Source organism: Exiguobacterium sp. EF_C8, from assembly GCF_054956715.1.
Window position 1 is genome coordinate 2,338,577 of sequence record NZ_CM143264.1, and the last position, 21,802, is coordinate 2,360,378.

Genomic DNA, 21,802 nt, shown 5'->3' on the forward strand with positions numbered 1-21,802 from the left:
TTCCTGATGTTCACTTTAGCATGAACGCTTGTCGGTTTCAATCCACGCTTGCAAAATGATAGAGCAAAATGCCTGCTGCTACTGCTGCATTCAATGACTCTGCCTTACCACGAATCGGGATGTAAGCACGCTCATCACAATAAGAGAGCAATTCTGGCGCAACGCCTTGTGCTTCGTTCCCGATGATCAAACCGAGTGCATCCATCGGTGCGATCGTTTGATAAGACGTCGCTCCTTCTAACGCCGTGCCGATTACCGCAATTCCTTGCTCGTGCAGTGCATTGACTGCCTCTTCGAGCGGCATTGCGATGACAGGTAGGTGGAACAGCGATCCTTGCGTCGCACGGATGACTTTTCCGTTATAGACGTCAACTGTTCCCGGTCCGACGACGACACCATCGAATCCAGCTGCGTCAGCTGTCCGAATCATCGTCCCGACGTTCCCTGGATCTTGTAGACGATCGAGCAACAAGTAGCGTCCTCGTTCTAATTGTGCCGAAGCTTGTTTCATCTCACAGACAGCGAAGATGCCTTGCGACGTTTCCGTCTCAGCCAGTACTTTGATGACGGCTTCATCGATCGTAAAGACATCGGCATTTCTTTTCCAAGAACCTGGTACTTGGTACGATTCACGCACGATCAATTCCTTGACGATTCCAGCGCGAACAGCTTCTTCAATCAGATGTTCTCCTTCGATCAAGAAACGGTTCGTCTGCAGACGTCCTTTTTTCGTTAAGAGTTTTTTCCATTGTTTAACGATTTCGTTCTTTGCTGATGCGATGTGCTTCATTATTTTATTACCCCTCGTAGATCGCTTGGACGGTCTCCGCATCAAGACGTTTTGTGACAGCAACGACTAAATCGACGGCTGCCTCGAAATCGGCTTTATGCATGATTGAGACGTTCGTGTGCAAGTAACGGATCGGTACAGTCAATGCAAGTGATGGAACACCTGTATTAGACAAATGGAATTTTGCTGCATCCGTTCCGCCACCTGGCGTTAAGTCCAGTTGATACTTGATATTTTCTTCTGTTGCGACTTTCGTCACGAAATCGATCAATCCACGATGTGCGATCATCGTTGCATCGAACATGATGACTTGAACGCCTTCACCTAATTTAGACAATGCTTCACGATCGGTCATTCCTGGCGTATCACCTGGGATACCTGTATCGACTGCAAAGGCGATTGATGGTTTCAGCAGGTGTGCGACGGTTTGAGCCCCACGTAACCCGACTTCTTCCTGAACAGTCGCTCCTGCGAAAATCGTGTTCGGATGACCGTCTGCTTTTAAGCGTTTGATTGCTTCGATTGCGATGGCACAACCAATCCGGTTGTCCCACGCTTTTGCCATCAAGAAGTTCTCATTTTTCATCACAGTAAATTCGCAATGTGGAACGACCGTATCACCCGGACGAATTCCCCAACCGTCGACTTCTTCTTTTGATGAAGCACCGATATCGATGAACATATCTTTAATGTCGACCGGCTTATTGCGCGCTTCCGGTGGTAAAACATGAGGTGGTTTTGCACCGATTACGCCTGGAATGACTTCACCAGATGACGTTACAATGTTCATACGCTGTGCCAAGAGGACTTGACCCCACCAACCGCCGAGTGGTTGGAAACGAAGGAATCCTTTTTCATCGATCTTCGTGACCATGAATCCGACTTCATCCATGTGACCAGCAATCAATACACGTGGTGCATCTTCGCCTGCGCCTTTATGTTCAGCAAACAGACTACCGAGACCATCCTGGTGGAATGCTTCTGCATGAGGTTCTAAATATTCACGCATGAGGCTCCGGACTTCTTTTTCGTTTCCCGGTACACCTGTTGCGTCCGTGAGACGTTTTAGCATATGTAATTGTTCGTTCATCTGATTTCCTCCTTAGTAACCGTTGTCTTGTCGCACATGGTTTGCTTCATTTTTAGAAATGTAAGCCTTGAAAATCATATCCTGTGTAAAGCCTAGTGTAGCACCTAATGCAAGGTATGCACCAATCAGAACATCATAACTTTGTTCCGTCCGCGAGATCGCAAAGACGTTCGTTTTGTTATAGACGTCTAAAAAAGCATCTGTTGCTGTCAAATAGAAGTCACCTTCTGTAAAATGACTCTTCTTGTACTCAAGCGCTAGACCTAGTGAGAGTAGAAAATGGACGCCATCGACATATTCCTCAAGAATTGTGACTTGAGCGGATGGTCCCTTGTTCGACCAGAACTTAAAGCAACGTGTCTCGTTCGCAAGTTCACCGAGTTCGACCAATAAGGCAAGCAGACGCTCGTCGAATTGATTGCCTGTTAATTGATGTTCTGACTGAATCCGTTTATCCAACTGTTCTTGCATCTCAAAAAGTGTCAACCAATCCATCTTTAATTCTCCTTCTATCTAAAAAAATCATATGACCGTCTCATCGACGTGCCTTCTTATTTTATCATTAAATCGAAAAAAACGTCGGAGAATTAAATTCCCCGACGAATTGTAGAACTTAAGCGTTCAATTTTGCTTTTGCTGTGTCAGCAAGTGAAGCAAATGCAGTTGCATCTGTAACTGCGAGGTCAGCGAGCATCTTACGGTTAACGTCGATACCTGCTAATTTAAGACCATGCATCATGCGGCTGTAAGAAAGACCGTTGATACGTGCTGCCGCATTGATCCGAGTGATCCAGAGGCGACGGAAGTCACGTTTCTTTTGACGACGGTCACGGTAAGCGTACATGAGAGATTTCATGACTTGCTGTTTCGCAACCTTGAAGAGTGTATGTTTCGAGCCGTAGTAGCCCTTAGCTAATTTGAGTTGTTTTTTACGACGTTGACGAGTCGTATATCCGCCTTTTACGCGTGGCATATAAATTCCCTCCTAAATCTGTATACGATTGGATAAATTACTTCGCGATCATGTGACGGATGCGTTTGAAGTCACCCGTAGATACCATGCTAGCTTTACGTAATTTACGTTTCGCTTTTGTTGATTTGTTACCGAACAAGTGGCTTGTGTAAGCACGACCACGTTTCAATTTGCCAGAAGCAGTACGTTTGAAACGTTTAGAAGCACCGCGGTGCGATTTCATTTTAGGCATGAGAGATTCCCTCCTACTTCGATTCGATTAGTCTTCTTTCTTAGGAGCAAGCACGAGGAACATGCTGCGTCCTTCCATCTTCGGTCTCTGTTCCACAACACCGAACTCACTTAAATCCGTTGCGAGGCGTTCGAGAACGCGTCTACCGATTTCCGAGTGAGTGATGGCACGACCGCGGAAACGAATACTCGCTTTCACTTTGTTACCATTCTCCAAGAATTTCTTCGCATTACGGAATTTCGTTTGGAAGTCGTTCTCCTCGATCGTCGGGCTAAGACGAACTTCTTTCATCTGAATCACTTTCTGATTCTTCCGAGTTTCTTTGTCCTTCTTTTGCATCTCGAAACGGTATTTACCATAGTCCATGATCTTACAAACTGGCGGTGTCGCTTGTGGAGCGACCATGACGAGGTCAAGTTCCGCTTCCTCTGCGAGACGTAGCGCTTCGTTGCGTGATTGGACACCTAGTTGAGCACCATCCGCTCCGATAAGACGAACTTCCCGGGCACGGATGCTTTCATTGATTAACAGATCTTTGCTAATGGTTAGCACCTCCATCGTGCATTGCACGAAAAATGAATGATAGAAAACGCTATAAAAAAAGCGTCGGCAGTTTTTCCCGCCCACACTCATAAGGAACGCCAAGGCACAGCATTTGCTATACATTGCGTATCTTCATGATGAACCAGTACGAGTTATCATACATGGTGAGAAGCGGGATGCTTCTGCTTTGTTGTCATTTCACTTTGCTATCATAGCACTTGTTTTCCCGTGATGTCAAGCCGCTTTCTATGTTCTTACAGAACGTTGCTCACATACTTGATTATAATAGCAATCCTTTTACGGATAAGCAAGAAGTTTCTAACCTGTTTTTCACGGGTACATTCATAACATGAAAAAAGATTCAGAACATTCGCAAGCAAAACTGTTTATTTAGAATGATTATTGTTTTATAATTAATTTAATCTTACATAAAGGGGAGAATAACAGATGACTGAAAAACGATTAACGACCAATCAAGGTGTACCAATCGGAGACAACCAGAATTCACGTACGGCTGGACGTCGCGGACCAACTTTATTAGAAGACTATCAATTAATTGAAAAGATGGCCCATTTCGATCGGGAACGTGTACCTGAGCGCGTCGTACATGCTCGTGGCTTTGGTGCTCACGGTGTCTTCACTGTCAAAAATTCGATGAAAAAGTACACGAAAGCTGCGTTTTTACAAGAAGAAGGGACAGAAGTTCCTGTTTTCGCCCGCTTCTCGACTGTTATTCACGGCACGCATTCTCCAGAGACGCTCCGCGATCCACGTGGATTCTCTGTCAAGTTCTATACAGAAGAAGGAAACTGGGATTTCGTCGGGAACAACCTTCCTGTCTTCTTCATTCGTGACGCCATGAAATTCCCGGATATGGTCCATTCTCTCAAACCAGATCCACGCACGAATATTCAAGATCCTGACCGTTACTGGGACTTCATGACACTTCGTCCGGAATCGACGAACATGCTCATGCATCTTTTCACGGATGAGGGTATTCCTGCAAGCTACCGTAAAATGCGTGGTTCTTCCGTTCACTCGTTCAAATGGGTGAATGCACACGGTAATACGGTTTATGTGAAACTACGCTGGGTACCAAAAGCTGGTGTTCATAATCTCTCAGCTGAAGAAGCAACAGAGATTCAAGGAAAAGATTTCAACCATGCTTCAAACGATACGTTCCAAGCGATTGAAGATGGCGATTACCCGGAATGGGATCTGTTCGTACAGGTACTTGATCCGGCTGACGTCGATCAGTTCGATTTCGATCCGCTCGACGCGACAAAAGATTGGTTTGAGGATGTCATTCCGTTCCAACACGTCGGTACGATGACTTTGAATAAGAACGTCGACAACTATTTCGCTGAAACGGAATCTGTCGGATTCAACCCAGGTGTCTTGATTCCAGGGATGTTGCCATCTGAAGATAAGTTACTACAAGGTCGCTTGTTCTCTTACTCAGATACACAACGCTACCGTATTGGCACGAATTATCAACAACTTCCAATCAACTGTCCGTTTGCACAAGTGAACAACTACCAACGTGACGGTGCAATGCCGGTCGGTCAGCAAACGAGTCCGGTCAACTACGAACCGAACCGTTATCAAGAAGAACCAAAAGAAACACCCGAGTATACGGAAGAAAATCAACCGTTGCTTGATGATAAACACGGTCGTCTCGAAATCGAGAAGACGAATAACTTTGGTCAAGCCGGAGAAGTATACCGTCGTCTGACAGAAGAAGAGCAAGCAGCTCTTCTGAAGAACCTCGTCAACGACCTTCAGCAAGTCCGTCATGAAAATACGGTCCTGCTCGCAATCTGTAACTTCTATCGTGCTGATGCATCACTCGGTCAGAAGCTATCAGAAGCGCTTCAAGTCAATATCGAACCGTTCCTGCAACAAATGCGTTCATAACGCAAAACGAGCACCCTCGACACTAGTCTTGGGTGCTTGTTTGTGTCTTAGTATGGAATAAAATCGTAACGCTCTGCCGTTTTATACGTGAACTCGTTCAGTTTTTTGAATAAGACGATTTGGTCGAGTCCAACCTGCTTGACCGTATTTTGTTGCATGTAACGTTTTTGATCTGCTGTAAACGTATTATAGATTGGAGCATAGCCGTTACTTTGGAACGGTTGCATTTGAATCGCGCGATCCGCGTCTTCCAATCGATTGTAGCGAATTGTCCCTCCGACAACTCCTCTACCGAGAATCGTCATCGCTTTTCCATCTGCTCGATGCACGTTTCGGATCGTATTGTAGCGGACCGTTGGATTCTCCCAGTTCATCATCGAAATCGCATAATCCTTCGTTCCGTCAATCGTGTTTTTTTCAATCCGGACATTCGTGTGTAATTTGTTTTCCGTGTATTGATGTGTGCCGATTGCCACATTGATGTTACGGAATAAGTTATTGCGAATCGTGATATCTTCATTTGGAGTGCCATCTTGATTCGACCACTTCCAGTTGAAACCCTTCGTGATTGGATCTGGGGTATCGAGATTAATCGATTCATTCGGACCTGTATTCGGTATCATGACGGCATCGACGAATTTCATGTTTTCGATGACTGCCTTCTTCGTTGCATCAAGTTCCATCGCATGTGAACCCTTTTGATTCCGTACCGTAATACCGCCGATGTACAAATTTTGATTATGGGCAATAGCGAAAGCCGAACCACGCGCATATTGATTCAAGTCGATCTGTGCATTCCCCTTACCGACGAGTTTAACATTCTGGGAACCGTTATATTTGCCAACTTTTTTATTCAGACGTAAAACAGATGGCGCAACGAAATCAAAGACACTCGTCGTCGAACTAATCTTTGTCGTCCCTGTCTCTGTCGTCTTTTTGATGATGACACCATCCTCTAGGATCACCGTCGTATTGGACGGGATACCAACACGTAACGGGGACAGATACGTTCCCTTTGTTAGAACGAGGGTGCCTCCCCCTTCTTTTTCAAGTCGTTCCAAATAAGAACGCATCGTATAATGATTGCGTGTCTTTGCATTATAGGTCGTATATTTACGGATTGCTGGGTCAATCGCTTCTGTTTTTGGTGTAATCCGGTATGTTTTTTTAATCGTTGTCGCCTTCGCTTCGCTCGGATGAATACCGATTAAAAGTGAAGAAGCGATGAATACAGCGAGAGTTGTTTTCTTCAATCTGTAACTTCCTTCCCATTCTTCAAAACATTTCATCCACTGAAGGTTTATTATATCATTTATCCAATTAAAGGAAAAATGACATTTGGTCATTTTAGATAGATTCAGTTGGATGTTCTACCTGTTTCATCGGTATGAAATTGGTTTCTTTCAAGCATCCCATCACAAAAACAATCCGCCCTACATCAGCAGGGCGGATTGTTTTTATATACATGAATTATTTTGAACGATTTGCGATTTCTTGCTCTAAATCTGCAATGAATTGTTCGAGTGATGCATTACTCGAGTCTTTTGAACCGTAACGACGAATGTTGACTTCGCGTGATTCAACTTCTTTGTCACCTAAAACGAGCATGACCGGTACTTTATTGACTTGTGCTTCACGAATACGATAACCGAGTTTCTCGTCACGGAAATCTGTTTCGACGCGGATTCCCTTTTTCAACAGGATCGCTTTGATTTCACGAGCATAGTCTTCATGAACACCAGAAACCGGAATCAATTTCACCTGAACGGGTGCGAGCCATGTTGGGAATGCGCCTTTGTATTCTTCGATCAAGTAAGCAACGAATCGTTCCATCGTTGATACGACACCTCGGTGTAAGACGACTGGACGGTGATCTTGTCCATCGTTCCCTTTGTATGTCAATTCGAATCGCTCTGGTAAGAGGAAGTCGAGTTGGACTGTTGAGAGCGTCTCATCTTTACCAAGCGCTGTCCGAACTTGAACGTCAAGCTTTGGTCCGTAGAATGCGGCTTCGCCTTCTGCTTCGAAGTATTCGAGTTCGAGCTCATCCATTGTTTCTTTCAACTCACGTTGCGCCATTTCCCAGATCGCATCGTTGTCGAAGTACTTCTCTTTGTCCGCTGGGTCACGGTATGAAAGACGGAACTTGTAATCTGTGATCCCGAAATCAGCATAGACTTCTTGAATGAGATGAACGATGGCTTTAAACTCATCTTTCATTTGGTCAGGACGGACGAACGTATGTCCATCGTTAAGAACCATGTAACGAACACGTTGAAGACCAGTCAAGGCACCGGACATTTCGTAACGGTGCATGCCACCAAGCTCCGCGACACGAAGTGGTAAATCACGGTACGAACGTGGTTCGTTCTTATAGACCATCATATGGTGTGGACAGTTCATCGGGCGAAGAACAAGTTCTTCATTGTCCATCTCCATTTTCGGGAACATGTCATCTTGATAGTGATCCCAGTGCCCCGATGTCTTGTATAAATCGACTGAACCGAGGACCGGTGTATAGACGTGCTCATACCCAAGTTCGAGTTCTTTATCGACGATATAACGCTCGACTGTCCGACGGATCGCTGCTCCTTTTGGTAACCACATCGGAAGTCCTTGACCGACTTCTTGAGAAGTGAAGAATAAACCAAGTTCCTTCCCGAGTTTCCGGTGATCCCGTTCTTTTGCTTCAGCGAGGAAGTGGAGGTGTTGTTTCAACTGATCTTTTGTTGCCCATGCTGTACCGTAAATCCGTTGTAACATCTTGTTTTTCGAATCACCACGCCAGTAAGCACCAGCAATGCTCATCAATTTGAAGACTTGTAGCTTCGCTGTCGCTGGAACGTGTGGTCCACGGCAGAGATCGAAGAATTCGCCTTGACGGTAAATCGTCAAATCCTGATCAGCAGGAATCGACTCGATCAATTCAATCTTCAACGGATCATTGAGTTCTTTATAGATGGCGAGTGCCTCGTCACGCGAGACGACTTCTCGTTCGATCGGCAAGTTTTCACCGGCGATTTTATTCATCATCTTCTCGATTTCTGGAAGGTCCTCTTCTGTCAGACGACGTTCCATATCGATGTCATAGTAAAAACCATTCTCGATTGTCGGTCCAATTCCAAGATGAATCGTTTCATCCGGATACAGACGTTTGATGGCTTGTGCCATCAAATGAGCTGATGAGTGACGAATCAAGTCGAGCCCTTCTTCTGAATCCGGCATGATCAATTCAATTGTACCGTCCTCTTCGATTGGACGACGGTAATCGATGGCGTGCCCGTTCAATTTAGCAGCAAAGGCTTTTTTACGAAGACCTGGGCTGATCGAAGCTGCCACTTCTTCAGCTGTCGTGCCGGCTGCAAATTCCTTTACGGCGCCGTCTGGAAATGTAAGTGCGATGTTTGACATGACTGTTTCCCCCTTTTACAAAATAAAAAAGACTCATCCCTAAAAAGGGACGAGTCTTAATCTCGTGGTACCACCCTCGTTCCCGGACCATGCACTGGTTCGGCTCGAACACGCGTTAACGGGCGTGAGGCGCAAACGGATTAGCCCCGTTCGTGCTATGAGGGAGTAAAGACATGAATGATGCCATGAGAAGCTTCCACCGTTCTTCTCTCGCTAGTTTGGTTCATTTCATACTCCATATCCTCAATCGTTGCATCGTCTATTGACGTGTCATTAGTATAACGAATCCGTTGCTTCCTTGACAAGGAAAATTAGTAGCGACGTCGATTTTCACCAAGGAACTCGATTGGTTGCGTCGTCGTCCGGATTCGTTCCATCAGTCGTGCAGCCTTTAATTTATCGCCTTGATCATTTGTGATTCCGAAATGGAGTTCGAGTTCATCATAAGATAAGTTCGAGCTGAATAATGTCGGCAGACGATGCATCATGCGATACTGCAAAATGATCCCGAACAATTCATCCCGTACCCACGGACTGATCGATTCAGCACCGATATCGTCAATCAACAAGACTGGAATCGTTTGAAATCCTTCGAGGAATGTATCAAACGAGTCAGACCGAATCCTCCGTTTCGCTTCAGCGACAAACCCCGGGGCATGGACAAGAATCGTTGCAATCCGTTCTTTTTTCAAAGCATTCCCGATCGCAGCCAAAAGGTATGTTTTCCCGACACCAAAGCTACCATGAAGGTACAATCCCTTTACCGTCTCCTTCGAGCGGAGATGATTGAGGAACTGAGACGCCGCACGTAAGGCAAGCTTACGGTCCGTCGTCGACAAGTCAAAATCACTGAAGTTCGCATCGCGGACTTCATCCGGCAGGAACAGGCTCTTAAATTTCTTCTCAAGCGCACGTTCATCCTCTCGGTCTTTTAACGCTTGCGACTTCTCATACGAGACGACGATCTGTCCTTTTTCGACGTGCAGGATCGGCTGGTACCCTTCGATGACTGCCTTACTTTCAATCAGTCGATTTCCGTCCATCTGTTCCGCATATTCATTCAATTTGAGCATGCCCCGCTCGATCATCCGTTGATCGATTTCCGGATGTGTCCGCAAGAACATGACGACACCTGGATGAGACAACACTCGTTGTTGAATCGCTCGAACCGATTCTGCGACGTCCGGTCGACTTAATATTTTTTCGATAGATGATTGGATATGTTCCATGTCTCGACTCCTTTAGTTCCCCTTCAGTTCTCGTAAGATTCGTTCCATTTCTTCATCATCTGGAACATCTGCTTCGAAACTCGCTTTTTTAGAGGCTTCGTACTGCTGCTGTTTTGCTTTCTCTTCTTGCAACCACTTCGGATTCGGACCGCCATTCGTGTTGCTTGTCCGTCCCCGGCGACCACCAACAGTTTGACGCGCACGTTCTTGTTTTTGCTCCTGCTTTTTTGAAATCAACTCATCCTGCTCCTGCGTCTTCGCTAGTGCCTCGGATGCCGTCACGTATCCCTTCTGTTTCCAATCATCAACGATCGATAAGAGGAAGTTCTTGCTGAAGCGATTATCTTTTTTGATGACGAGCGCATAGTAGTACGCAGCATTGACGATCCCAGACGACATCTCATAATCGATGATCAATTGTTGGATCAATTCTTCATCCCGTTCAGACAACGCTTTGACCTTTCGCAACTTCGCTACATAATGCTTCGGATGGGTGCTTTCCATCGTCTCCGTCGCTTCGATGTCTCCGACCTCGATCGTGTCTAGTGAGGCGACCTTCGCTTTTTTCTCCCGGCTGAGTTTTTGTTTTGCTGACAACATCATCTGTTTGCAGCGTTCTTGCTTCTCAGCATCGGTCATCGGCAAGTACGCTTCGTGACGGAAACGGGCATTCAACAGTTCCGCCATCAATGCTTCATTCGACTGCGTGACGTAAGCAAGCTTCACGAGCAGATGATCGATTGCCTTTGAGTAAAATGTTCGTGGCAGGAAACGATCGGTCTGTCGCTTCATCTCTTCTAGATCAAACGAATAGTCGAATTCATATACCGCACGTTCCTGTTTCGCATAAGCTTTCGGCTGATGAGCGGAAGCAAGACCAGCTTTTACGTCGAACACTTGATCAAATCGAACCGTCCGATCAACGATGTTCTTCGGAAGCGGCTCCGTCCGAAAACGATGCTGTAACGACCGGAACCGGATTTCACCGACGCGATAGAACAGCAGACTCGATAACACCCCGTCATTCAAGAAGGTGTTCGGCGCAAGCGGAACCCGGATTTGATAAATGTAACGATAAGCGGCTTGGCGCGCTTCGAACGTTCGAATCAACCCGATCCCTTCTAGCTTAAATAACTCTTCCTTGAACTCATCGACGGAAAACCCGAGTAGTGTTCCGAGTTCCGCATGGGAAATATACTGGGATTTCGTTTTCCCTGGGATCATCTCACTCCAAAACGTTTGATAGAGCCCAAGCGCTTTAACACCGATAATCGGCTGGTATAAATAATATAAAGATTGATAAGCTTCACGGTCGACGACACCATTGCTCATCACTAAGCAAAGGTCGGTACCGGAAAGTTCACGTTCTACCATCTGACTCGTCCTTTCCTTAGGGAGAAAAAGAGAGGTGCGCTGACCGGACAGACGACCTCTCTTATATCACGTTCAATTCTCACGGTCATTTTCCTGATGTCGCTCCATCAGTTCAGAGAGCTCTTGGAAAAAGACATTGATGTCCTTAAATTGTTTATAAACACTCGCAAAGCGGACATATGCCACTTCGTCAACGGATGCTAGTTCATTTAATACGAGACGTCCGACCTGCTCACTTGGAATCTCATGCTGAGCTGTCGCTCGTAATGCCTTTTCGACCCGACTGACGACTGTTTCTAGCTGTTCAATCGAAATCGGTCGTTTTTCACAGGCACGCACTAATCCACGTAGAATTTTCTCGCGATTGAACTCGTCACGCGTTCCGTCTTTCTTTACGATGATTAAAGGGGTCTGCTCGACCATTTCGAATGTCGTAAAACGATAGCCACAAGACTCACATTCACGTCTTCTTCGAATCGAACCGAAATCCTGGACTGGTCTTGAATCCAGTACTTTTGTTCCGTTAAAATTACAGGCTGGACAGCGCATGCCGTACCTCCGTTCACGTGATTTCTTTTGTTCCAATCATCTTTAATCGATACCCTGCATCAAGTGATGCATAGATTCGCTCAATTTGTTTCTCGAGATCAGGTCCGAGAAGACTTTCACGGTGTAAGAAGAGATCGACGGCAGTACGTCCGCCTGCCACCATGATGACTGTCGCAAGTCCATCGACTTCTTTTAAGGTAAAAGCGAGTTCTCCACGTTCCGCGTCAACACGACGAACCGTTCCGCCATCTTGCTTTAAGATATTTTCTAAACCAGCAAATAACATCTCCACAGTTGCTGCGTAGTAGTGTGTGCGTAGGTTTTCGTTTTTATGTGTATCGGATGTCTCTAGCTGTTTTTGCAAACGTTCCTTCAGTCCCATGGTCATCCTCTTTTCTTTGTTTCTTCTACTATTAAGAATAACAGACGTCAGACATATTAAAAAGCCCTCGTCTGAACGACGAGGGCTTGACGAATTCGTGTGTATTGTCAGTTGACGTGCTGGACAGTAGCCGCTGGAACTTGAACAGGTCCCATACCACGTGGAATTTCGACATTTTCACGGATTTTCGCATCGAGCTTTTCAGCAATGTAGTTCGCTGCGATGGCTGGATCGATCCGATCCCCACAAGTAAAGACATCAACCGATGCATACCCGTGCTCTGGGAAACTGTGAATCGTTAAGTGCGATTCAGAGATAATGACGACGCCACTGACGCCGTGTGGTGCAAACTTGTGGAATGCTACTTCTCGTACTTCTGCACCTGCTTGAAGTGCTGCGTCAACGAAAAGTCGTTCAACGAATTCCATGTCGTTCAATTTTTCAGGATTACAATCCCAAAGTTCTGCAATAATGTGTCTTCCCATAGTATCCATTTGTGGATCCCCCCTACATTCAATGGTCTTCAAAGTAGTTGATCACTTACTTTGCGCCTGAGTCGTTCGCACCCACGGGGGAAAGTTAGTCCAGAGAGGTCCTAACCCTTTAAGCTGCGATTGCCAGACCGATTGAAGTTCACGATTTGAATTATAGCGAGTATCAAAAAGATACACAAGGATAAATTTCAAAAATTAATATATTTTAAGAAAAAAAACGGGACAGCCCCCGTCATTGCTGGGATCTGCCCGTTATAATTAATTCAATTCAAGTTCTTTTTCAACGGTTCCCATCGCCTCTAAGTGTGCCGAGACGAGGTGTACGAGATCGACGACGCGGCATGAGTAACCCCACTCATTATCGTACCAAGCGAGGACCTTCACCTGACGACCACCCATGACCATCGTCGAGAGCCCGTCGACGACCGTCGAACGTTCTTCTCCGTTAAAGTCGATTGAGACGAGCGGTTCCATCGTCATTCCGAGAATGCCATCAAGCGCACCGTCCGCTGCTTTCGTGAAGGCTTCGTTCACTTCAGCGACCGTCGTATCCCGACTGACTTCGACGACGAGATCGACGAGTGATACGTTCGGTGTCGGAACACGAAGCGCGAGTCCATTTAATTTCCCTTCCAAATGTGGCAAGACGAGCGCAATCGCCTTTGCCGCGCCTGTCGACGTCGGAATGATCGATGAGCCGCATGCCCGGGCGCGCCGTAAATCCTTATGCGGGTTATCAATGTTATTTTGATCGTTCGTAAACGCATGAACCGTCGTGACGAGACCGGATTCGATTCCGAATGCACGGTCGATGACTTGAACGACAGGTGCGAGACAGTTCGTCGTACACGATGCGTTCGAAACGATATCATCCGTTTCATGATCATACATGTCATCATTGACACCCATGACGATCGTCCGAACATCCCCTTTAGCAGGTGCCGTGATGACGACCTTTTTTGCTCCTGCCACTAAATGCTTCGCAGCGCCCGTATCCGAATTGAACTTCCCTGTTGCTTCGACGACGATATCGATGCCGAGTTCCCCCCACGGCAATAGCTCAGGATTGCGTTCACTGACGATTTGAATCTCTTTTCCGTCAACCATCAACGCCCCATCGATGATGTCGACCGGATAATTGAATTTTCCGTGTACCGTATCATACTTGATTAAATGCGCGAGTGTTTCGACTGGATAACTCGCATTAATTGCTACGACTTCGCTTTTCCCCTCAGCGATCAGACGTCGAAAGACCATTCGACCAATTCGACCAAAACCATTGACTGCCACCTTGACTCCCATGTGCGGATCCCCCTTCAATGTGACGGATGTACCTCCGTTTACAGATAGAACTATATCATGAAATGTAAGCGATTTCATTATGTTCTCTAAAAAAAGTGAGAGAAGATGGAAACTTCTCTCACTTCATGTTTTTCATAACTTGTCATCATTTGCATCAATCACCATACCGACTTAACCACTCATCGATTTGTTGGTATAACGAATCAATACTACCGTCATTGAAGAATACATCATCTGCAAGCTCTTTTTTCTGTTCGATGCCGAGTTGCGCATGGATACGTGCATACGCTTCTGCTTCTGATAAATCATTACGTTGCATCAATCTTCTTAACTGCATATCTTCTGGGCAATAGACGACAACGACGCGTTCGAACAGGTTTCGCCAATCCCCTTCTAGCAGTAACGGAATATCAAATACGACGAGAGAATGTCCTGAACGTTCATAGGCATCTGCTGCTTCGAGCATCTGTTGTCGAATACTCGGGTGCATCAACTGATTCAATTGTTGTCTTTTTTCACTATCTTGAAAAATGATTTGTCCGAGCTTTGGACGGACAAGACGTCCTTTTTCAAACGCCTCTGGGAATGCCAGTTGGACTGCATCATATGCTCGCCCTCCCGGCTCAACGACTTCTCGCGCAATGAGATCCGCATCGATGACCGCTATTCCTTTTTGTTTTAAATAGCTAGAAACCGTACTTTTACCGGTTGCGATACTCCCTGTCAGACCGACTCTCATAAGGCAACCTGTTGGCACGTCGGACAGAAATGTGTTCCCCGTCCACCGACTTTGATTTTTTCGATGGCTGTACCACAACGAGGACACGGTTCCCCTTTTTGACCATATACCGCAAGTTGAAGCTGGAATTCACCTTTTCCTGACGGCGAGACATAACTCCGGATCGTACTTCCCCCTGCTTCCACCGCTTGTCGTAAAACGTTGACACCGGCTTGATGAATGCGTGAGATATCGTCGAGTGTCAAGGCGCCGGCTTTCGTCAACGGGTGGACGCGTGCAGCATGAAGAGTCTCATCGACATAGATGTTACCGAGACCAAGGAAGATGGACTGGTCGAGCAGTGCCGTTTTGATTGGACTTCTCTTTTTACGAATTAAATTCTCCGCTAACACTTCTGCTGTAAATTCCGGATCAAATGGTTCACGCTCCAGTTGTGCCAGTGGAGCAGTCTGCATCGCTGTTTGCTTATCACGTAATTCCATCGTTCCGAACTTCCGAACATCATTATAGTGAAGTTCCGAACCATCCGTGAAACGGAAGACGACATGCGTATGTTTATCCCGTTCAACCGGTTGTGGATATGGGAAGTACTTTCCTTCCATCCGCAAATGGCTGACGAGATAAAAACGATCAAAATCAAAGAGCAGGAACTTTCCGCGACGTTCGACGCGTTCGATCCTTTCTTGATGTAAGGCATCTGCAAATGGCGCCACTTCCATCCCCCGAATCATTTTCGGATGGTAGACTTTGACGGAAGAGACTGTCTTTCCAGAGACCGAACGTTCTAAACTGCGGCGAACGGTCTCGACTTCAGGTAATTCAGGCACATCTATTCCTCCTTGCTTACTTCGTTTCGTACCACGTATGCCCTGCGCCCCCATCGACGCGTAGCGGTACGGATAGTTCGACGGTCTGCTCCATCGCTTGTTTGACAAGTGCTTGTAAAGCGTCGAGTTCTTCGTCTGGTGCTTCAAAAATCAATTCATCGTGTACTTGTAATAACAAGCGTGCCTTCAGATTAGATGCTTTCAAAGCAGCATGAACATCAAGCATTGCTTTTTTAATGATATCTGCAGCCGAACCTTGAATCGGTGTATTGATCGCAGTACGTTCAGCAAAACCACGTAAGTTAAAGTTTTTCGAATTGATATCCGGAATATTGCGGCGACGGTTCATCAACGTTTCGACGAATCCATTTGCTCGTGCCGTCTCGATTGCTGTATCCATGAACTGTTTGATTTGCGGGAACAACTCGAAATAACGATCGATGAATGATTGCGCTTCTTTGCGTGTGATGTTCAAGTTTTGAGACAATCCATAATCGCTGATTCCGTAAATGATTCCAAAGTTGACGGCTTTCGCCTGACGCCGCATGTTTCCTGTGACATCTTCCGGTTCGACACCGAAGACACTACTTGCCGTTTGAGTATGAATATCCTCATCATGGAGGAACGCATCGACAAGCGTCTGATCCTGCGACATATCGGCCATGACACGTAATTCGATTTGTGAATAATCAGCAGCGTACAATGACCAGCCTGTTTGACTCGGAACGAAGGCTTTTCGAATCTTCCGTCCTTCTTCAATCCGGATCGGGATATTCTGAAGGTTCGGATTGACCGAACTTAAACGACCTGTTTGAGCGATTGTCTGAGCAAAACGAGTATGGATTTTTCCATCTTCCTTGATGACTTTTTGCAATCCTTCAACATACGTCGACTGCAACTTTTGCAGTTCTCGGTAAAGCATGATGTGATCGATGACTGGGTGCAGCGGACGCAGTTTTTCAAGGACATCTGCGGCAGTCGAGTAGCCCGTCTTTGTTTTCTTAAAGGCAGGGAGTTCGAGTTTTTCAAACAAAATTACACCGAGTTGTTTCGGAGAATTAATATTGAACGACTCACCTGCTGCTTCAAAGACCAATGTCTCAAGTTCTGTTAAACGCCCAGCAAGATCCGCTTGCATCTCTTGGAGCGTCGCGACGTCTACGCGAATCCCAGTCCATTCCATCTCAGCGAGGACACCTGATAGTGGACGCTCTAACGTTTCATATAACTCATATTGTTGATTCGCCTTCAGTTCTTCTCGGACTTTTGGGAACAGCAATTCAACCATCCGTGCTTTCTCAGCTAAATAAGGATGAAGAGCTTCATCTTCTGGCGCGAGACGTTTCGCCCCCTTACCGAGTACTGCTTCCTCATTCGGCGCCATTAATGCATAATGACCAGCGATCGAAGCGAGTGTTGTACCGCCACTTAAGTTTAACAAATAGCCTGCTAATAACAGATCTTCGTACCCGTTCAATGTCAAGGCGTGTTTACGCAATGCAAATGCGACTTGTTTCGCATCGAGACAAATCTTTTGATGTTCCGACTCGATCCATTGACGGAATGCTGGATCCTCGACGAGCGTCGGAGCAGCAACATAGATCGTGTCAGGCGTTGCTATCGCAAATCCAATGATGTCTTCTTCCATGTAATCTTCTCGAAGCTGTTCTGCAATCAATACGGCATCCGTGACGTCTTTAGGAAGTGAAGTGATCGTCACGACGTTTAATTGTTCTTTATCCTCTTCTTTGACGACAGGGGCGAATCGATTCGTCAATGACTTGAAGCCAAGTGACTGGAACAATGAATAAGGAACTTGGGTATCGACATTGCGAATTTGCAAATCATCTAGCGTCGTCTCGAGCGGGACATCCACCTTGATTGTCGCGAGTTCTTTCGACAGTCGTGCGAGCTCTTCGTTCGCGATGACTTTTTCTTTCTGCTTCCCTTTTAAATCCTCGACATGTTCGTACAGTCCTTCAACAGAACCGTATGCCGAAATCAATTTAACAGCCGTCTTTTCACCAATCCCAGGAATCCCTGGAATATTATCCGATTTATCACCCATCAACCCCTTCAAATCAATCATTTGAATCGGCTTTAGACCACCATACGTCTCAGCAAACAGTTCCTCTGTCATGCACTGGACGTCCGTGATCCCACGCTTCGTGATCAAGACTTCGACCTTATCCGTGACAAGTTGAAGTAAATCTTTGTCTCCTGTGACAATCCGCGTCCGATCCGTTGGCATTGTCCGTGCGAGCGTACCAATCAAATCATCTGCCTCATAGCGATGGAGTTCCATCATTTGAATACCGAGTGCTTCACAGATGTCTCGGACGATCGGGAATTGTTCTCGTAGTTCGGACGGTGTTTTTTCCCGACTTCCTTTATACTCCTGATAGACATCGTGACGGAATGTTTCACTCGAAGCATCAAAGGCAACGAGCATATGTGTCGGTTGCTCTTCTTCAAGCAACTTCAATAACATCATCGTAAAGCCATAGGCTGCGTTCGTATTTCGTCCTTGCGCGTCCGTCATTGGTGGTAAAGCGAAAAACGCCCGATAAGTCAATGAGTTCCCATCAATCAATAACAATTTATTTTCCATCATCTACGCCCCTTTAATCGATTTTCTGTCCCTATTGTATCACTCTGCACACATTTGTTCGCTAAAAATGACCAAAAAAAGACGATTGACTCACGGAGAGTCAACCGCCAAGGGCATGACGACATGGGAGCTGATCCAGTCGCCATACAGATGATGAAGAAGGTACTTTCATCATAAGATACATCTATTAAGGAATTGTGAATCCACTGTGAAATTCAGCCATGTTTTGGTAAACGAATCGTAAACGTCGTTCCTTGTTGCTCCGCCGATTCGACATCAATTTCCCCATGGTGAAGATCAACGATGTGTTTAACAATGGCCAGCCCGAGACCCGTTCCACCTGAATTACGGCTTCGCGCCTTATCGACACGATAGAACCGTTCGAAGATACGCTGCGTCTCCTTCGGATGAATACCAATCCCATCATCTTTGATGATGAGTTGGACAGACTCTTCTCCGTCCTCGAGTTGAATCCAGACGTTACCACCGTTCGGGGTGTAGTTCAACGCATTCGCAACTAAGTTGACTACGACTTGTTTCAACCGATTCAAATCTGCCCGGATGAAGACTTCCTCTTCCGTTTCGATATGAATCATCATCTCTTTTTCCGCTGCTCGTCGATGCAACAGCTCAGCGGTTTCGCGAACGAGACTCGTCACATCAACGATTGCTGTTTCAAGCTGATAGTTGTCTTGTTCCAGTCGCGATAGTTCGAGCAAGTCTTCGACCAATGTCTGCATTCGTTCTGATTCATCATGAATGATCCGCAAAAATTGTTCCCGGATTTCCGGAACATCTTGCGCACCATCGAGTAACGTTTCTGCAAACCCCTTGATGGACGTCAGTGGTGTTTTTAATTCGTGGCTGACATTCGCAACGAAGTCTTTGCGCATCTGTTCCAGCTTTTTAATTTCCGTAATATCGTTGAAGACAACGGTCGTTCCTTGCACGCGACCGTTCTTATCAAAAATCGGTGCGGCACTGACCATAAACGTCCGACTGTTGATGCCGAAACGGACACTCGATTGTTTGCGATTCGGTTTTTCTGTCAGGTAGACATCTTCAATCACCTGACTCATCTTTTCGTTCGGAAGTACGCGGTAATATAATTTTCCACTAGATGGTTCGTGAATATGGAACATCTCCCGATAGGTACGGTTAACAAGTAGTACATAACCCTTTTCATCAATCAGCATGAGACCGGCTCCCATGTATTCGATCAAGGATTCGAGTCGTGCCCGTTGCATCGCTTCACCGGATGATGCATTCTCTAGATTTCGTGCGAGGAGATTGATCGAGCGTCCTAAATCACGTGATTCATCTGGTGCCGCTAACTCGTAGACGCGTGACTTGTAATTCCCATGTGACAGTTCGTGCAACACATCGGTCGCCTCCGCGATTGGTCGTAGGAACCGTTTCGTTGAACGATAGATTGTCAAAAAGATGATTACGAGCGAAGCAAGGAGTGAGAAGAAAATGACCGTCCAAATCCGTGAATAGATAATATTCAAATCTTTAGCATAACGAATGAAACTGACGTACACTTCTCCACCATCTGCTGTTGGAACAGGCTTCGTGAACTGGACGACACTGTCATCCGTCTTCGATTCAAACGTGCCATCTTTGGGAATCGCTGAGAAATTGAGCGTTGCTACTTTCAGTTTCGTGACATCAACAGGGGTACCTGCGATGATTTCCCCACGTCCGTTAAATAAGATCATGTCAAAATTGGATTCGGCATACAATTGATTCACGTACTGTGCCATATCAGAAACTTCGCGCCCTTGTAGGATCGTCTCGACAAGCGAGGTTTCATCCATCAATTTTTCTTTTTCATTTTGAACATAGAATTCCTTAAATGATTGTCCAAGTAGAAAACCGAGTGCAACAAGCACCAAACTAATGAAAGAAATCATTTTAAAGATGAACCGTTTCCGATACTTACTCATTCTGGTTTCGGCTCCTCCATCTTATACCCGAGACCGCGAATCGTTTTGATATAAATCGGTTTTTTCGTATTCGGTTCGATTTTTTCACGGACGTGACTGATATGCACATCCACGATACGCGTATCGCCGACGAAATCATAATTCCAAATCGCGGATAACAGTTGATCTCGTGTCAAGACACGTCCTTTATTTTTAGCGAGATATACGAGCAATTCAAATTCCTTAGGAGTAAGTTCAAGACGTTCTTCTGCTTTGAAAGCTTCGTAGTTATCCGGAACGATTTTGACGTCACCAATCAGAATCGTTCCGTCCGTGACCTCATCCGGGGATGCTGTCTGATGACTCATCCGTCGTAAAATCGCTTTTACACGGGCAACGACTTCGCGTGGGCTAAACGGTTTTGTCAGGTAATCGTCCGCACCGAGTTCTAGACCGAGCACCTTATCAAACTCATCATCCTTTGCCGTCAGCATCAAGATCGGTGTATTGATTTTCTGTTGACGTAGTCGTTTACATACTTCCAGACCATCGAGTTCCGGCAACATGAGATCCAGTACGATCAGTGCGGCATCTTGTTTTTCCGCTAATTTCAAACCTGACATTCCATCATGTGCCGTTTCGACGACAAAACCAGCCTGCTCTAAATTAAACTTCAATAGTGTTGCAATCGACAATTCATCATCTACCACGATAATTTTATCTTTCAAACCTTGCATCCCCCTCAAGTTTCGTTCTTTCGAATGAGGAATTCCGTGGAATCCGCTTCGTCTGTCTTCATCTTACCGACTTTTACTGGAAAATCACAAATCTTTCTGCTGTTTCTTTACATAATCTTTAAAGGAGACGATGAATCCCTCTTGATCATTCGTGTAAAAGCGATAAAAACGGGGAATCAATACATATCGTCAATCGTAGGAGGTAGAATGTATGGAATGGAATCATCCCCTTTTTGCAGCCATCACGGCATGGTTCATCGCTCAAGCAGCGAAGCTTGTTACGAGTTTGGTACGGACCAGAAAGTTCGACCTGGAGATCATGTTTGCTTCCGGTGGTATGCCTAGTTCACATAGCTCGACTGTCGTCGCGTTAGCCGTGGTCATCGGTTTTCAGGAAGGCTTCTCATCTTCGCTCTTCGCACTAGCTGCCATATTTGCCACAATCATCATGTATGACGCGACGGGTGTCAGACAAGCTGTTGGTGTTCAGGCAAAATTACTCAATGATTATTTTAAGGGAATTCGTCATGAGACCCCTCTTCTGAATGAACTCGTCGGTCACACTGAGTTTCAAGTATTCGTTGGTCTCTTACTCGGTTTAGCTGTCGGTATCTTGTGGCCAGTTTTCTTCTTTTAATGCAAACAACCCATCCGATTTTGGATGGGTTGTTTGC

The 21,802-nt window shown here is 45.9% G+C and carries 21 protein-coding genes; 2 read left to right on the top strand and 19 right to left on the bottom strand.

Annotated features, from left to right (window positions below; translation table 11 throughout):
- Positions 1–37: 37 nt before the first annotated feature.
- From ACY2IG_RS12480 to infC, 6 genes are all read right to left on the bottom strand, one after another.
- Positions 38–790 (bottom strand): TrmH family RNA methyltransferase, encoded by a 753-nt coding sequence (locus ACY2IG_RS12480; RefSeq protein WP_308101837.1) that lies wholly within the window; start codon positions 788–790, stop codon positions 38–40.
- Positions 791–797: 7 nt separating this feature from the next.
- Positions 798–1,880, bottom strand: coding sequence for a M42 family metallopeptidase (locus tag ACY2IG_RS12485; protein WP_029342316.1), 1,083 nt, complete (start codon positions 1,878–1,880; stop codon positions 798–800).
- A gap of 12 nt (positions 1,881–1,892) precedes the next feature.
- Entirely contained in the window at positions 1,893–2,375 is a 483-nt protein-coding gene (locus tag ACY2IG_RS12490) for a dUTP diphosphatase (RefSeq protein WP_035406331.1), read from the bottom strand.
- Positions 2,376–2,493: 118 nt separating this feature from the next.
- Positions 2,494–2,853 (bottom strand): 50S ribosomal protein L20, encoded by a 360-nt coding sequence (rplT, locus tag ACY2IG_RS12495; protein WP_012371057.1) that lies wholly within the window; start codon positions 2,851–2,853, stop codon positions 2,494–2,496.
- A 37-nt stretch (positions 2,854–2,890) separates the two neighbouring features.
- A complete protein-coding gene (rpmI, locus tag ACY2IG_RS12500; RefSeq protein WP_023469015.1) occupies positions 2,891–3,085 on the bottom strand; it encodes a 50S ribosomal protein L35 in 195 nt (64 codons plus the stop codon).
- 27 nt (positions 3,086–3,112) lie between these two features.
- Positions 3,113–3,643, bottom strand: coding sequence for a translation initiation factor IF-3 (gene infC / locus ACY2IG_RS12505; protein WP_035406328.1), 531 nt, complete (start codon positions 3,641–3,643; stop codon positions 3,113–3,115).
- 432 nt (positions 3,644–4,075) lie between these two features.
- Between infC and ACY2IG_RS12510 the strand changes: the two genes are divergently transcribed.
- Positions 4,076–5,545, top strand: a complete 1,470-nt coding sequence (locus ACY2IG_RS12510) for a catalase (RefSeq protein ID WP_035406325.1) — start codon at positions 4,076–4,078, stop codon at positions 5,543–5,545.
- A gap of 47 nt (positions 5,546–5,592) precedes the next feature.
- On the opposite strand, the gene ACY2IG_RS12515 is transcribed toward ACY2IG_RS12510, so the two are convergent.
- The 13 genes from ACY2IG_RS12515 to ACY2IG_RS12575 all read right to left on the bottom strand — a co-directional run bounded on the left by ACY2IG_RS12515 (position 5,593) and on the right by ACY2IG_RS12575 (position 21,128).
- The gene (locus tag ACY2IG_RS12515) at positions 5,593–6,798 is read right to left on the bottom strand and encodes a glycoside hydrolase family protein (RefSeq protein WP_290772117.1); all 1,206 of its coding nucleotides are present in this window, start codon (positions 6,796–6,798) and stop codon (positions 5,593–5,595) included.
- A gap of 217 nt (positions 6,799–7,015) precedes the next feature.
- Positions 7,016–8,956, bottom strand: a complete 1,941-nt coding sequence (thrS, locus tag ACY2IG_RS12520) for a threonine--tRNA ligase (RefSeq protein WP_035406322.1) — start codon at positions 8,954–8,956, stop codon at positions 7,016–7,018.
- A gap of 311 nt (positions 8,957–9,267) precedes the next feature.
- Entirely contained in the window at positions 9,268–10,185 is a 918-nt protein-coding gene (gene dnaI, locus ACY2IG_RS12525) for a primosomal protein DnaI (protein WP_035406319.1), read from the bottom strand.
- A 12-nt stretch (positions 10,186–10,197) separates the two neighbouring features.
- Positions 10,198–11,559, bottom strand: a complete 1,362-nt coding sequence (locus tag ACY2IG_RS12530; RefSeq protein ID WP_056062648.1) for a replication initiation and membrane attachment family protein — start codon at positions 11,557–11,559, stop codon at positions 10,198–10,200.
- 72 nt (positions 11,560–11,631) lie between these two features.
- Positions 11,632–12,108: a transcriptional regulator NrdR gene (nrdR, locus tag ACY2IG_RS12535; RefSeq protein WP_035406313.1), complete on the bottom strand. Its 477-nt coding sequence runs from the start codon at positions 12,106–12,108 to the stop codon at positions 11,632–11,634.
- Positions 12,109–12,121: 13 nt separating this feature from the next.
- A complete protein-coding gene (locus ACY2IG_RS12540; protein WP_035406312.1) occupies positions 12,122–12,490 on the bottom strand; it encodes a hypothetical protein in 369 nt (122 codons plus the stop codon).
- Between the two features lie 107 nt (positions 12,491–12,597).
- Positions 12,598–12,984, bottom strand: a complete 387-nt coding sequence (gene speD / locus ACY2IG_RS12545; protein WP_023469024.1) for an adenosylmethionine decarboxylase — start codon at positions 12,982–12,984, stop codon at positions 12,598–12,600.
- 258 nt (positions 12,985–13,242) lie between these two features.
- On the bottom strand, positions 13,243–14,286 hold the full coding sequence (locus tag ACY2IG_RS12550) for a glyceraldehyde-3-phosphate dehydrogenase (protein WP_035406310.1): 1,044 nt from the start codon (positions 14,284–14,286) through the stop codon (positions 13,243–13,245).
- Positions 14,287–14,440: 154 nt separating this feature from the next.
- Complete coding sequence (gene coaE, locus ACY2IG_RS12555) at positions 14,441–15,025, bottom strand: dephospho-CoA kinase (protein WP_214852872.1); 585 nt, start codon at positions 15,023–15,025, stop codon at positions 14,441–14,443.
- Positions 15,022–15,852, bottom strand: a complete 831-nt coding sequence (gene mutM, locus ACY2IG_RS12560) for a DNA-formamidopyrimidine glycosylase (protein ID WP_035406306.1) — start codon at positions 15,850–15,852, stop codon at positions 15,022–15,024. Before mutM ends, coaE begins: the two co-directional genes overlap by 4 nt.
- 16 nt (positions 15,853–15,868) lie before the next feature.
- Positions 15,869–18,466, bottom strand: coding sequence for a DNA polymerase I (gene polA, locus ACY2IG_RS12565; protein ID WP_329468856.1), 2,598 nt, complete (start codon positions 18,464–18,466; stop codon positions 15,869–15,871).
- Positions 18,467–18,678: 212 nt separating this feature from the next.
- On the bottom strand, positions 18,679–20,412 hold the full coding sequence (gene pnpS / locus ACY2IG_RS12570) for a two-component system histidine kinase PnpS (RefSeq protein ID WP_035406301.1): 1,734 nt from the start codon (positions 20,410–20,412) through the stop codon (positions 18,679–18,681).
- The gene (locus ACY2IG_RS12575) at positions 20,409–21,128 is read right to left on the bottom strand and encodes a response regulator (RefSeq protein WP_369792024.1); all 720 of its coding nucleotides are present in this window, start codon (positions 21,126–21,128) and stop codon (positions 20,409–20,411) included. The genes pnpS and ACY2IG_RS12575 overlap by 4 nt, the downstream gene beginning before the upstream one ends.
- Before the next feature lie 211 nt (positions 21,129–21,339).
- Here ACY2IG_RS12575 and ACY2IG_RS12580 point away from each other — a divergent pair, with 211 nt between their 5' ends.
- A complete protein-coding gene (locus ACY2IG_RS12580) occupies positions 21,340–21,765 on the top strand; it encodes a divergent PAP2 family protein (protein WP_035406299.1) in 426 nt (141 codons plus the stop codon).
- Positions 21,766–21,802 lie beyond the last annotated feature (37 nt).